This is a genomic window from Nocardiopsis sp. TSRI0078, from assembly GCF_001905145.1.
Classification (GTDB): Bacteria; Actinomycetota; Actinomycetes; order Streptosporangiales; family Streptosporangiaceae; genus Nocardiopsis.
Window position 1 is genome coordinate 278,472 of the sequence record NZ_LWLB01000012.1, and the last position, 13,411, is coordinate 291,882.

Annotated in this window: 12 protein-coding genes; 2 read left to right on the plus strand and 10 right to left on the minus strand. The window is 73.3% G+C overall.

Annotation, left to right across the window (positions count from 1 at the left end; all coding sequences use genetic code 11):
* Positions 1 to 58: 58 nt before the first annotated feature.
* Positions 59 to 742: a class I SAM-dependent methyltransferase gene (locus A6A08_RS11615; RefSeq protein ID WP_073702567.1), complete on the plus strand. Its 684-nt coding sequence runs from the start codon at positions 59 to 61 to the stop codon at positions 740 to 742.
* 115 nt (positions 743 to 857) lie between these two features.
* On the opposite strand, the gene dapB is transcribed toward A6A08_RS11615, so the two are convergent.
* From dapB to A6A08_RS11665, 10 genes are all read right to left on the minus strand, one after another.
* Positions 858 to 1,601: a 4-hydroxy-tetrahydrodipicolinate reductase gene (gene dapB, locus A6A08_RS11620; protein ID WP_073702568.1), complete on the minus strand. Its 744-nt coding sequence runs from the start codon at positions 1,599 to 1,601 to the stop codon at positions 858 to 860.
* A gap of 28 nt (positions 1,602 to 1,629) precedes the next feature.
* Positions 1,630 to 2,604 (minus strand): L-histidine N(alpha)-methyltransferase, encoded by a 975-nt coding sequence (egtD, locus tag A6A08_RS11625; protein ID WP_073702569.1) that lies wholly within the window; start codon positions 2,602 to 2,604, stop codon positions 1,630 to 1,632.
* A gap of 69 nt (positions 2,605 to 2,673) precedes the next feature.
* Positions 2,674 to 3,411: an ergothioneine biosynthesis protein EgtC gene (gene egtC, locus A6A08_RS11630; protein ID WP_073702570.1), complete on the minus strand. Its 738-nt coding sequence runs from the start codon at positions 3,409 to 3,411 to the stop codon at positions 2,674 to 2,676.
* Positions 3,411 to 4,757, minus strand: coding sequence for an ergothioneine biosynthesis protein EgtB (gene egtB / locus A6A08_RS11635; protein ID WP_073702571.1), 1,347 nt, complete (start codon positions 4,755 to 4,757; stop codon positions 3,411 to 3,413). Before egtB ends, egtC begins: the two co-directional genes overlap by 1 nt.
* Positions 4,754 to 6,052 (minus strand): ergothioneine biosynthesis glutamate--cysteine ligase EgtA, encoded by a 1,299-nt coding sequence (gene egtA, locus A6A08_RS11640; protein ID WP_073702572.1) that lies wholly within the window; start codon positions 6,050 to 6,052, stop codon positions 4,754 to 4,756. Before egtA ends, egtB begins: the two co-directional genes overlap by 4 nt.
* Before the next feature lie 290 nt (positions 6,053 to 6,342).
* Positions 6,343 to 7,422 (minus strand): ABC transporter ATP-binding protein, encoded by a 1,080-nt coding sequence (locus tag A6A08_RS11645; RefSeq protein ID WP_073702573.1) that lies wholly within the window; start codon positions 7,420 to 7,422, stop codon positions 6,343 to 6,345.
* A complete protein-coding gene (locus A6A08_RS11650) occupies positions 7,419 to 8,477 on the minus strand; it encodes an ABC transporter ATP-binding protein (protein ID WP_073702574.1) in 1,059 nt (352 codons plus the stop codon). The genes A6A08_RS11645 and A6A08_RS11650 overlap by 4 nt, the downstream gene beginning before the upstream one ends.
* Positions 8,474 to 9,466: an ABC transporter permease gene (locus tag A6A08_RS11655; RefSeq protein WP_073702575.1), complete on the minus strand. Its 993-nt coding sequence runs from the start codon at positions 9,464 to 9,466 to the stop codon at positions 8,474 to 8,476. Before A6A08_RS11655 ends, A6A08_RS11650 begins: the two co-directional genes overlap by 4 nt.
* Positions 9,463 to 10,533, minus strand: a complete 1,071-nt coding sequence (locus A6A08_RS11660) for an ABC transporter permease (protein ID WP_073702576.1) — start codon at positions 10,531 to 10,533, stop codon at positions 9,463 to 9,465. The genes A6A08_RS11655 and A6A08_RS11660 overlap by 4 nt, the downstream gene beginning before the upstream one ends.
* Complete coding sequence (locus A6A08_RS11665; protein WP_073702577.1) at positions 10,530 to 12,410, minus strand: ABC transporter substrate-binding protein; 1,881 nt, start codon at positions 12,408 to 12,410, stop codon at positions 10,530 to 10,532. The genes A6A08_RS11660 and A6A08_RS11665 overlap by 4 nt, the downstream gene beginning before the upstream one ends.
* A gap of 240 nt (positions 12,411 to 12,650) precedes the next feature.
* Between A6A08_RS11665 and A6A08_RS11670 the strand changes: the two genes are divergently transcribed.
* Positions 12,651 to 13,364, plus strand: a complete 714-nt coding sequence (locus A6A08_RS11670) for a metal-dependent hydrolase (protein ID WP_073702578.1) — start codon at positions 12,651 to 12,653, stop codon at positions 13,362 to 13,364.
* The last annotated feature ends 47 nt before the right edge of the window (positions 13,365 to 13,411 follow it).

Here is a 13,411-nt window from a genome sequence, read left to right on the forward strand (position 1 = left end):
CACCAACAGCCGCCGCCCCCGGACAGGCGCGTACGACACGGCAGGGAGAGATGACACCGTGCCCAGTGAGGACACCGCCCCCGACCCCCTCGAACAGGCTCCGGACCCGCAGGCGTGGGCTGAGCGCTCGGCCCGACAGGCCGCCGCCTTCGACGCGATCGGGGAACGCTACGACGAGGCGTTCCCCAGGAAGGAGGGGCAGGAGGACCGGGTACGGCGACTGCTGGACCTCCTACCGCCCGGCGCCCACGTACTCGACCTGGGGTCGGGTACGGGCGTGCCCACGACCAGACAGCTGGTGGCCGCCGGAGCTCGGGTCACCGGCTACGAGATCTCCGGACGGATGATCGAGATCGCCCGCCGGAACGTGCCGGAGGCGACGTTCGTCCAGGCCGACATCCTCGACCTGGAGCCGGCGGAGGCCTCCTACGACGCCATCGTGGCGTTCTTCTCCCTGCTGTGCCTGCCCAAGGCGCGCATCCCCGAGGCGCTGAGCCGTATCCGCGCCTCACTGGCGCCGGGCGGGCTGCTGTGCCTGTCCATGGTGGAGGCCGACCTGGACGACACCGCGATCCCGTTCCTGGGCTCCGACATCCGGGTGTCGGGCTACCCGCGCGAGGAGCTGCGCCGGGTGGTGGAGGGTGCCGGGCTGGTCGTGGAGGACGAGCGCGTCGTCTCCTACGAGCCCGAGGGCGCCCGGCCCGAGGTCCAGGTGTTCCTCACCTGCCGCCGCGGCGCCTAGCACGCGGACGGAGCGGGCGCCGCGGGGCCGCGTCCCGGACCGGGACGCGGCCCCGCTCACGCGCGCGGTGCCTGCGCCGTGGCCGGAAGGCGCGCCGCCGGCGGCGACGCGAGCGCTAGTCCAGGTCGAGGAGGGCGTCCAGGCCCACGGTGAGCGGCGCAGGCAGGTCGGCCACCCCGCGCACGCCCAACAGCACGCCCGGCATGAAGGAGGTGCGGTTCATCGAGTCGTGCCGGATCTTGAGGGTCTCCCCGTCCGTGCCGAACACGACCTCCTGGTGGGCGATGAGCCCGGCGATGCGCAGCGCGTGCACGCGCACGCCCTCCACGTCGGCGCCGCGGGCGCCGGGGATCTCGGAGGTGGTGGCGTCGGGCATGGGTGCGGACGCGGCCTCGCGGCGGGCCTCGGCGACCAGCTCGGCGGTCCGGTAGGCGGTGCCGCTGGGGGCGTCGGCCTTGCCCGGGTGGTGCAGTTCGATGATCTCGGTGGAGTCGAAGTACGGCGCCGCCTTGCGCGCGAAGTGCATCATCAGCACGGCGGCGATGCCGAAGTTCGGGGCGACCAGCACCTTGGCTCCGGGCGTGGCGGCCTGCATGGCGCGCACGCGCTCCAGCCTGGCCTCGTCGAAGCCGCTGGTGCCCACGACGGCGTGGATCCCGTGGCCGATGAGCCACTCCAGGTTGTCCATCACCACGTCGGGGTGGGTGAAGTCGACGACGCAGTCGGCCCCCCGCACCGCGTCCCGTTCGTCGGCGCTGTCCACGCCCGCGACGAGTTCCATGTCGTCGGCGCCCTGAACCGCCCTGACGACCTCTGACCCCATGCGCCCGTCGGCGCCGAAAACTCCTACCTTGAACACGGCACGAGCGTACCGGAGAACGGGGTGGTCAGCGGACCGAGGCCAGGGCGAGCGCGAAGTCCCCGTCCGGGTCGGTCCACCAGTGGACGAGGTCGAACCCGGCGGCATCCAGCTCGGCGGCCAGGCCCTCCCTGCGGAACTTGGCCGAGATCTCGGTGAGCATCTCCTCCCCGGCGGCGAAGTCGACCTCCAGGTCTAGGTCGGCGACCCGGACGCGCTGGTCGGTCCGTGAGCGCAGCCGCATCTCGATCCACTCCCGCTCGGCGTTCCAGCGCGCCAGGTGGTCGAAGGCGCCGGGGTCGAAGTCGGCGCCGAGCCGGTGGTTGATGACGCTGAGCACGTTGCGGTTGAATGCGGCGGTCACCCCCTGGGCGTCGTCGTAGGCGGCGACCAGGCGGGCGGCGTCCTTGACCAGGTCGACGCCGAGCAGCAGCGAGTCGCCGTGGTTCAGGACGCCGCGGATGTCCCGGAGGAAGGCGGCGCGCGGGCCGGGCTCCTGGTTGCCGATGGTGGAGCCGAGGACGGCCAGGAGCTGGCGCTCACCGGCCGAGGCGACCGGCAGCAGGCCGAGGTGCTCCTCGAAGTCGCCGACGACGGCGTGTACGTCCAGGCCGGGGTGGTCGTCGGCGACACCGCGTGCGGAGGAGGCGAGGAAGTCGCCGCTGACGTCGACGGGCACGAAGCGGGTGAGGCGTCCGTGGCGGCCCATGGCGTCCAGCAGGAGCCGCGTCTTGACCCCGGAGCCGGAGCCGAGCTCGATGAGCGCCTCGGCGTCCGCCGCCTCGGCGACCGCGTCGGCCCGCAGCGCCAGGATGGCGCGTTCGGCGCGGGTGGGGTAGTACTCGGGCAGTGCGGTGATCTCCTCGAACAGGGCGCTGCCGCGCTCGTCGTAGAACCACTTGGGCGGAAGCCGCTTGGGGTGCGCGCCCAGCCCCTCGGCCACGTCCGCGCGCAGCGCCTTGTCGAGGTCGTCGGCGGTCAGGTTGCGGTCGATCCGGAACATGGTGCCTCCTGCGCTTCGGGCCCGGGGCCCGGTACGGGTGCGGTGTACGGAGGGTGGGCGGGCCTCCCCTCAGCCCAGTGGATGGATCTCGGTGCTCTCCGCCGTGGCCACGACCACCGAGTCCTCGGGGACCTCGTGCCAGCCGGGCGCGTCGTCGAAGGGCTCGGACGCGAGGAATACCCCTCCGCCGGGCTCGCGCAGGGTGAACAGGGTGTCCCCCGCGGCCGTGCCGACGAGTGCCTCTCCGTCACTGGCCAGCAGGTTGTAGCGGCCCCCGGAGTGCTCACGGGCCTGGCGGACCACGCCGGCCAGGGTTCCGGCCAGGTCGCCCGACGCCCGCCACAGCCGCACGGTGTGCGCGAACAGGGGCGCGGAGTCCAGCGCGGCACGTGCGTCCAGCACCCCTCCGGGCGGAGGCGAGGAGAAGGCCGCGGCGAGCGCCTCGTCGTCCTTGACCGCGCCGTTGTGGCTGAACAGCAGCCGGTCGGCCCGGAAGGGCTGGGCACCCGACTCCTCGGAGCCGAACCCGGGGGTGGCGTCGCGGACGGCGGCCACCACGCACCCGGAGGTGATGGCGCGGGCGGCGTCGGCGAAGGAGGCGTCGCCCCACATGGGCATGGCCCGGCGGTAGCGCAGCGGTCCGGCGTCCGCCCGGGGGTACCAGCCGACGCCGAACCCGTCGGCGTTGACGGTGCCGTACCGCTGCATGCGCGGCGCCCAGGCCTGGACGTACAGCGAGTGGGGCGCCGCGTACAGCAGATCGTGCACCGTACGCGGCGGCCCCAGGTAGGCGAGGTGGCGGCACATCAGGCGGGTTCCGCGTCGCGTGCGCAGCGGAACCCGCTGAAGATCTGCCGCCGGAGCGGGTGGTCCCAGTTGCGGAAGGTGGACCGGGCGGCGGTGGGGTGGGTGGCCCAGGAGCCGCCGCGCAGCACCTTGTACCCGTCGTCGAAGAACACCTCCGAGTACTCGCGGTACGGGAAGGCCCAAAACCCCGGGTAGCCGGTGAAGGTGGTGGAGGTCCACTCCCACACGTCGCCGACCAGCTGCTGCACGCCCAGCGGGGAGGCGCCTTCGGGGTGGCTCCCGGCCGGGGCCGGTCCGAGCCTGCGCCGGCCCAGGTTGGCGTGGCGGGGCCCGGGTTCGGTGTCCCCCCACGGGTAGCGGCGGGAGCAGCCGGTGCGCGGGTCGAAGCGGGCGGCCTTCTCCCACTCGGGTTCGCTCGGCAGCCGTTTGCCCGCCCATGCGGCGTAGGCCTGCGCCTCGTGGAAGCTGACGTGCTGGACGGGTTCGTCGTCGGGCACCATCTCGCGGCGGCCGAACCTGCGGCGGGACCACCCCTCGCCCTCGCGGGTCCAGAAGGCCGGGGAGGTGGCGCCCCTCTCCTCCCGCCACTCCCATCCCTCGCGGGTCCACCAGCGGCGGTCCTGGTAGCCGCCGTCGTCCATGAACTCCTGGTAGGCGGCGTTGGTGACGGGCGCGGTGTCGATCCAGTAGGGGCCCAGGTCGACGGTGCGGGCCGGGCGCTCGTTGTCGTAGGCCCAGGGGTCGTCGTCGGTGCCCATGGTGAACTCGCCCTCGGGCACGAGCACCTCCTTGCGGGCGGGCGGGCGCAGCGCGGCCACGTCGGCGGTGTCCTCCAGCAGGACGGGCGCGCCCTTGCGGAGCTGGTGGGTGGCGAGCATGGTCTCGCCGTGCTGGTGCTCGTGCTGGATGACCAGGTGGTAGACGAGTCCCGCCTCCAGCAGGGAGAGCCTGTCGTCGGGGGCGCCGCGCGGTCCGGGCACGCCGAGGTCGACCGAGTCCAGGACGTCGAGCACCTCCCTGCGCACCCGCTCGTTGTACTCGCGGGCCTCCTCCGGGCGCAGCAGCGGCAGGCTGACGCGTTCGGCGCGCGCGTTCTCGAAGGCGTCGTAGAGGCCGTCGATGTCGGGGCGCAGCGCCTCGCGCTCCCCGGCCGCCCTCAGCAGCCACTGCTCCTCGTAGTTGCCGACGTGCGCAAGGTCCCACACCAGCGGCGACATCAGGGGCGAGTGCTGGGCGAGCAGCTCCTCCTCGTCGAGGGCGTCGAGCGTCAGCCCGTTGCTGCTGTGCCTGCTGCGTTCGAGTTCGGCTGCGATGCGCTCCTTGGCGCGCTCCTGTGCGTGGTTCACCGTGCTCCTCCAGCGTGTCCGGAGTCGGGGCTCGCGGATCGTTCCGCGGGGTGTCGCCCTTGCGTCGGGCGCGGTGCGGGCACGCGCGGCCGCGTGCCGGCGGGGCTGGACCCCCGCCGCGTGTAGCGGTCGGCGTAGTCGTCGACCAGGGCGGACAGGGACGCGGCGCCCATGCGCGGCAGGGCCTCGACGGCGGCGTCGAAGCAGTCCCGGGCGCACCGGGCGACGTCGGGGTCGGCGATGCCGTGCTGTGCGGACCGCATCCACAGGCGGCGGTCGGGGAAGCGTCCCCGGCACAGCCTCTCGGTGGACTCCTCCGCCACGGCCCGGGCGCGGGGATCGTCGACCAGCGCGGCGGCGAGCGCCACCGGGACCGGCCACCAGCGCAGGGGGAGCGCGTCGATCATGCGCAGCTCCCACCAGCCGCGCGGGCGCACGGGCGGGAAGAGTGTGCTGAGGTGGAACTCCAGGTCGGCGCGGGTGACCGGGCGCGGCCCCTGCCCCTCGATCCACTGGGCGAGGGTGACGCCGGGGTCCGCGGTCCAGGGGGTGCCCGTGTCGGGGCACGCCGGGACCGCCATGACGTTCGCGGCCAGCGCGTACTCGGCCCACGCCGTGGCGGGGTCGGGATGGCTGCCCTGGTCCAGGACCGGCCGGGTCCGGGTGGCGTCGATGGTCGCCCAGATGGCCCACCGGGTGGACTCCCAGCCGGTGGGGCGGCCCCGCCAGAGGGCGGAGTTGGCGAAGGCGGCGACGAGCACGGGGCCGAGCCGGTGGCTGAGCTCCCAGCGGGCGCGGACGTCGGCGGCGTCCGCGCCGTTGTCCAGGCACACCTGGAGCGAGGCGGTGCTGCACATCATGGTGCGGCCGCCGGTGTACCCGTGGTTGCCGAAGAACCGCTCCATGGCCGCGTAGCGGGGCTGCCGGAGCTGGAGCCGGGGCGGCCGTACGGTGTCGAGCGCGGTCTCGACCAGGCGTAGTCCGGATTCGGCGAGGGTCTTGCCGATGTGGCCCAGATCGGTGGAGAGCGCCTCGTGCGCCCGGGCCGGGCCCGGGAGGGCGGGCGAGCTGAGTTCGAGCTGTCCGCCGGGTTCGAAGGTGATCCTGCTTCCCGCGGGCGGGGGGCCGCTGGCCTCCATCAGCTCCGCGAGGCGGTCGACGGAAACGGGTGCGTCCGGGTCGTCCGGGTCGGTGACCAGCCATTCGGTCTCGACCCCGACCTTTCCGGGAGGGCCGGTCTTGAAGCAGACCCCGTTGATGTACTCGTGGACGTCTTCCGTGGTCATCCGGGCCATGGGCTACTCCCTCGACAGCGGTCACCCCCGCCGGGTGACGCCTGACGCCTCCAAGGTCCTGCCCACGACGCCGCCAGACGGAACGCATGGAATGCCCACGAATCTCCGAAGAGGTCGGGACACTCCCAATGCGGACGATATGCACCGGTGTCGGGAGGCCAGGTGGTAGGGGTCTTCGCGGTGGGTGGGCACGCTCCCACCCACCGTTCTGTGATGACGGTCACACCCCGGTGGGCTCCCGGGGCCATCCGGCGGCGGGCCGCTCCTCCCTGCCGGAGACGGCGCCGGCCTCAGCCGGTGCCCGGCTCCCGGCCGCGGACCCGGCCGGCCGTGTCGGAGGCCGACCAGTGGCAGGCCACCCTCCGTTCGGCTCCGCCCTCCAGGATCGCCGGGTCCACGGTGCGGCACCGGTCGGCGACCCCCGCGCGCTCGGCCTCTCCCGAGGCCAGCACCGGGCAGCGCGGGTGGAAACGGCATCCCCTCGGCACGCGCTTGGGGTCCGGCGGCTCACCGGACAGCACCACCGGCTCGCCCTCCGCGTCCGGCAGCACCGACAGCAGCGCCCGGGTGTAGGGATGGGCGGGCGCGGCCAGGACCTCCTCCACCGTGCCCAGCTCCACCACCCTGCCCAGGTACATCACCGCGACCCGGTCGGCGATGTTCCACGCCAGTCCCAGGTCGTGTGTGGCCACCAGGGCCGACAGCCCCAGGTCGGCGCGCAGGTCCAGGAGCAGGCGCAGGATCTCGCCGCGCACCGACGCGTCCAGGGAGGCCACCGGCTCGTCGGCCACCAGCACCTCGGGGTCCAGCACCAGCGCGCCCGCGATCACCACGCGCTGGCGCTGGCCTCCGGACAGCTCGTGCGGATAGCGGGGGAAGAAACGCTCCGGCGGACGCAGGCCCGCCTTGGCCAGCGCCGCACCGACCCGGTCGGACTCGTCGGCGGTGGTGCCCTCGTGGATGCGCAGACCCTCGGCCACGGACTCGTAGACGGTGCGGCGCGGGTTGAGCGAGCCGGTGGGGTCCTGCTGCACCAGCTGCACCCGGCGCCGGTAGCGGCGCATGTCGCGGGAGCCGTATCGCAGCGGGACGCCCTCGAAGACCACGTCTCCGCCCGTGGTCGGCTCCAGGCCCAGCAGGGCCCGGGCCAGCGTGGTCTTGCCGCAGCCGGACTCCCCCACCAGCGCCACGATCTCCCCCGCGGCGATGTCGAGGTTGACGCCGTCCACGGCACGGGCGGTGCCCCGGCCGCCGCCGGGGGCGAATCCGGCCGCGAAGGCGACCTCCACCCCCCGGGCGCTCAGGACGGGTGCGGTCCCCTCCCCGGACGTCGGCGGGGTCTCGTGGGAGTCGGTCTCGGTGGTGCTCAAGGGCGCTTCTCCTCGGTGGGGTCGGCGGTCGGCGCCGTGGGCGCTCCCCCGTCCCCCGTCGCCGTCAGCGGTCGGGCGGGACCCACGTGCACGCACGCCGCCTGCCGGGTGGAGGCGCCCTCGGCGTCGGGGTCCACGGGCCACAGGGGTGGGTCGACCGTGGCGCACACGGTCTCGGCCACCGCGCAGCGCGGCCGGAACACGCAGCCCGGGGACGGGTCCGCCGGGTCGGGCGGGTCGCCGGGCAGGCCCCGGGGCGCCAGGCGCGAGGCCGGGTCGCCGATACGGGGGAAGGCCGCGCTGAGCGCTCCGGCATAGGGGTGCGCGGGCTCGTGCACGACCTCCCGGGCCGGTCCCTGCTCCACGATCCGGCCCGCGTACATGATCGCGACCCGGTCGCAGGTGGAGGACAGCACGGACAGGTCGTGGCTGATCATCAGCATGCCGATGCCGTGCTCGGCGACCAGCCGCCGCAGCAGGGCCAGGATCTGCGCCTGGATCATCACGTCCAGGGCGGTGGTGGCCTCGTCGGCGATGACCAGGCGGGGCTCGCACGCCAGCGCCATGGCGATCATGACCCGCTGGCGCTGGCCGCCGGACAGCTGGTGGGGGTAGTCGCGGTACCGGGAGTCGGGCAGGCCGACCTGCTCCAGGAGCGCGCTGACCCGGGCGGGCACCTCCCCGGCGGGGACCGTGCCGTGGACGGCCATGGGCTCGGCGATCTGGTCGCCGATCCTGCGTACCGGGTTGAGCGAGTGCATGGCGCCCTGGAAGACGATGGAGGCGTCCGCCCAGCGGACCGCGCGCAGGCGGCCCCAGCGCATGCCGAGGACGTCCTCGCCCTCCAGGAGCACCTCGCCGGTGACACCGGCGGTCCCGGGCAGCAGGCGCAGCAGGGCCAGGGCGACGGTGGACTTGCCGCTGCCGGACTCCCCCGCCAGGCCCAGGGTGCCGCCGGGGTCCAGGGCCAGGTCCACACCGCGTACGGCGGGGACGTCGCCGCCGCCGGTGCGGTAGGTGACGCGCAGGTCGCGGACATCGAGCAGGGAGGTCAACGCTGCTCCCGGAGTCGCGGGTTGATGACGGATTCGAGTGCCCGGCCGCACAGGGTGAAGGACAGCGCGACCAGGGCGATCGCCAGACCGGGCGGGACCATGTACCACCAGATCCCGGAACTGATCGCGCCGGCGTTGCGGGCCGCCTCCAGTACGCCTCCCCAGGACACGGTGGTGGGGTCGCCCACGCCGAGGAAGGCCAGGGTGGACTCGGCGATGATCGAGGTGGCCACGAGCAGGGTGGTCTGGGCGAGCACGACCGGCATGACGTTGGGCAGGACGTGCCAGGCCATGACGTGGGCGTGGCCTCCGCCCAGGGCGCGGGCCCGCTCCACGTAGGGACGGGCCTCCACCGCCAGGGTCTGTGCGCGCACCAGCCGGGCGGTGGCGGGCCAGACGGTGAGGCCGATGGCGATGATGATGGTGCCGGTGCCGCGCGGCAGCACGGCCGCCAGGGCCACGGCCAGGACCAGGGTGGGCAGGACCAGGAACCAGTCGGTGACGCGCATGAGCACCGAGGACACGATCCTCCCGGCGGTGCCGCCGGAGGCGCCGAAGTGCCCGGCGGTCATCCCGACCAGGGTGCCCAGGACCACGGAGACGGCCGTGGCCAGGAAGCCCACGGTGAGCGAGACGCGGGAGCCCCAGACGACCAGGTCCAGGATGGAGCGGCCGAAGTTGTCGGTGCCGAGCGGGTACTCGGCGCTGGGCGGCTGGTAGGCGGCGCCGGGAGCGCCGGTGATGGTGAGCTCGGCCTGGTCGACGAAGAGCGGGGCGGTCAGCGCCAGGGCGCCGATGGCCAGCAGCGCGGCCAGTCCGATCAGCCCGGCGCGGTTGCGGGCGTACTCGCGGGCGAAGCGGCGCAGGGCCTCACGGCGACGCCTGCGGGCGAGGGCCCGGGGGGTGGGCGGCGCGGCGCCGCCGGCCCCTCCGGTCCGGTCGGTCCCGCTGGTCTGCGGGGTGCCGGGCGTCCCGGCGGGGGCGCTCACGGGCGCACCCGGGGGTCGAGCAGCGGGTACACCAGGTCGGCGAGAAGGTTCATGAGGATCACCGAGGCCGCGAAGACCACGAACAGGCCCTGGACGAGGCCGAGGTCGGGCACGCGCAGGCCGGAGTAGAAGAGCTGTCCGAGGCCGGGCCAGGAGAACACGGTCTCCACGAGGATCACGCCGGACACGACCTGGCCGAGGTTGAGGAAGACGAGCGTGACCGTGGGCAGCAGCGCGTTGGGCACGGCGTGCCTGCGCCGCACCAGGGTGTCGCGCAGGCCCTTGGCGCGTGCGGTGGTGAGGTAGTCGGCGCCCTTCTCGTCCATGAGCGAGGAGCGCATGATCATCAGGTACTGGGCGTAGATGACCGCGACCATGGTGGTGACGGGCAGCACCATGTGCCGGGCGGTGCTCAGCGCGGTCTCCAGGGCTCCGTCGGCGCCGGGGGCGACCATGCCGCCGGTGGGGAACAGGCCGGGCACGAACCCGCGCCCGGAGGCCAGGAACACGATGAGCAGCAGGCCGAGCCAGAACGTGGGCACCGACCAGAAGAACAGGGCCACGGCGGTGTTGACGCGGTCGCCGCGGCCGCCCGGCCGCCACCCGGCGCGGGCGCCCAGGAACAGTCCCAGGAGAGCGGCGACGACCGTGCCGGTCCCGGCGAGCAGGACCGTGGGCCCGAGCCTGTCCAGGATGAGCTCGGCGACCGGCTCGCGGTACTGGAAGGAGGTGCCCAGGTCGAGTCGGAGCAGCCCGGACGCGTAGTCCAGGAACTGCCGCCACAGCGGCTCGTCGAGGCCGAACTGGCGGCGCAGCTCCTCGCGCTGTTCGGCGGTGACCTCGCGCCCCTCGGTCATGGCGCGGACGGGGTCGCCGGGCAGGATCCGGAAGAGGAAGAACCCGGCGACGACCACGGCGGCCAGGGAGGCCGCCGCGGTCGTCAGGCGTCCGGCCACGTAGCGCGCGACGCGCCCGGCCCGGCCGGCCCCGGCCGGCTCCGGCGGGGCGGGGGCGTCGGCCGCCCCGGCCCCGGGCGGACCGTCCGCCGTGGTGGGAGTACTGGTCACTCGCGGTCCTCCATGGTGGAGCGTCGACGGAACAGCAGGAACCCCCCGGCCGCGACGAGGACGAGCACGACGGCTCCGACGCCGACCCAGACCCCGGTGGAGGGCCCGGAGGCGGAGGCTCCGGCCTCGGCGGAGGCGGGTTCGGCGGACCACCAGGCCCAGTAGCCCTCCTGGCCCCAGATGTTGCCGCCCTCGGCGGGCTCGTACTGGATGGAGGCGATCTGGTCGGTGCGGTAGGCCTCCATGATGTCGGGGTAGGCGAGGACGTTCACGACGGCCTCGCGGTAGAGGACCTCCTGGAGCCGGTGGACGAGCTCGGCGCGCGCGGGGCGGTCGTACTCGGCGAGCTGGGCCTCGTAGAGCTCGTCGTACTCCTCGTCGCAGAAGTAGGCGTCGCCCTGCATGGTGCCGGGTTCGGTGGGCAGGGCCCCGCAGGTGTGGATGCTGAGGACGTAGTCGGGGTCGGGGTTGACCGTCCACCCGGTGAAGATGAGGTCGTACTCGCCGGCGTAGAGGGCGTCGCTGAGCACGCCGGGGTCCACGGTGAGGTTCTGGACCTCGATGCCGATGTCGGCGAGGCGCTCGACCAGGATCAGTCCGGCGTTGACGTTGGCGGGGCGGTCCTGGTGGACGTGCATGCGCAGCCTGAGGCGGTCGCCGTCGGGTGAGACGCGCACTCCGTCCGCGCCCCGCTCGTACCCGGCCTCGTCGAGCATGGCGTTGGCGGCGTCGGGGTCGAATCCGAGGTCGGCCCCGCCGCCCTCCGGCGCCCAGTGGAAGTCCTCGTAGCGGGGAGGGATGTAGCCGCCCGCGGCGACGGCCCGGCCACCGTGCGCCTTGTCGACGATCTCCTCGTTGTCGACGGCCATGACGATGGCCTGGCGCAGGGTCCGGTCGGCGAGGGCGGGGTGCCCGTCGCCGAACTCGTCGCCGTCCTGGGTCACGGCCCCGGGGTTGATGGTGAAGGCCTGGAAGCGCTTGCCGTCGGCGAAGTTGACGTGGATGTCCTCGGCGGACTCCAGGGCGGTGGCCTGGGCCTGGGTGAGCTCGTAGACGAAGGAGATCTCGCCGCTGCGCAGGGCCTCGACCGCGGCGTCCTTCTCGGAGTAGTAGCGCATGACGATCCGGTCGAAGCCGGGGGCGCCGCGCCAGTGGTCGGGGTTGGCCTCCAGGGTGATGGACCTGCCCCGGTCGTGGCCGCTGAGGACGAAGGGGCCGCTGCCGACGGTCGGGAAGTCCTCGTTGCCGTACTCGGCGAAGGCCTCCCCCTCCTCCTCCAGGACCGGCTCCCAGACGTGCCGGGGCACGATCGGGACGTTCAGGGAGGCCATGGTGGCCTGGGGCTCGTCCAGTTCGATGACCACGGTGTGGTCGTCAGGAGCGGTGACCAGTCTGAAGTCGGCGACGTAGTTGCCGTTGGCCACGGCCGCCGCCTCGTTCTCCATCATCGTGGTGAAGGTCCAGGCCACGTCGTCGGCGGTGAGGGGCTCGCCGTCGGAGAAGGTGACGTCGTCGCGCAGCCGGAAGGTCCAGGTGAGGCCGTCCTCGCTCGTCTCCCAGGACTCGGCCAGGGCGGGGGCGGGCTCGTTCGTCTCGGGGTTGGTGGTGGTGAGGGAGTCGTAGACGTGGCGAAGGATGTTGGTGGTGACCGCGAGCTGGGCCGTGAAGGGGTTGAACGAGTCCACCTGCTGGGAGATCGCGACCGTGAGGGTGTCCTGACCGCCCTCGTCCGCGGCGGCGGGGGCGGAGGCGAGGGCGGGGGTCGCGGCCAGGAGCAGGGCGGTGCCCGCGGCGGCGGCGCGGCGGAGGGGGGCGCCGCGGGGCCGGCGGAGGCCGGGTGATCGGAGGAGGCCGGAAGGGCGGTGGTGGGAGTTCATGTGCGGCCCCTGTCAGAGGATCGTGTGGTGGGCGGCGCGCCACCGCTCACCCTGGGGTTGGTGGTTGTTTACCAACACGCTGTGATCAACGTCAATGATCTACGGGGAGCGCCGTGACATTGGCATACATTCGCCCTCGGGGGCCGGTGTCGGAGTGGTCCGTGTGCACCGCGTCACGGGCGGGACGTTCACACCACCCCGCGTTGGCAGCGAATGCCTTACTCCGCTACGGTTCCGGCCATGATGGGGCACTCGCACGCACTGAGCGGCGTGGTCGGCTGGATGGCGGTCGTTCCGCTGGTCCAGGGCACGGAATTTCTCGGACTCAGCTTCCACCTGGGCCCCGGTGAGGTCATCGCCGGTTCCCTGGTCTGCGCCGGCGCGGCCCTGCTGCCCGATCTGGACCACAAGAGCGCCACGGTGACCAAGACCTACGGCAAGGTCACCGAGACGCTGAGCGGCATGCTCGGCTTCCTCTTCGGCGGACACCGCATGGGAACGCACTCGTTCTTCTTCGCGGTCCTCATGGGCGCGCTGGTGCAGCTGCTGGCCCTGTGGTCGGAGATGGCCGTCCAGGTCTTCGTGTTCCTGCTGATCGGTATCGCCCTGCAGGGCCTGGGGTTCGGCCTGGACAAGAACCGCGTCGCCTCGGGGGTCATCAACGCGCTGGCCACGGGAGGGATCACGCTGGCCCTGTTCACCGCCGGGGTGAACTACAGCTGGCTGGGCCTGGCGGTGGCCTTCGGCGTGGTGCTGCACTTCTTCGGCGACATGATCACCAAGATGGGCGTGCCGATCTTCTGGCCCTTCTACAAGAAGCGCTTCGGCCAGAACAAGGGCTTCGTCACCGACGGCCCCGTCGAGCAGAAGCTGGTCACCCCGCTGCTGACCATCGGCGTCATCGTGGGGACGATCTACCTCTTCGACTGGCCCGCACTGCTGCCCGAGTACTAGTCGCGGCCGACCGCCCCGGCGGAGGGTCCGGACACGGTGCCGGGGTC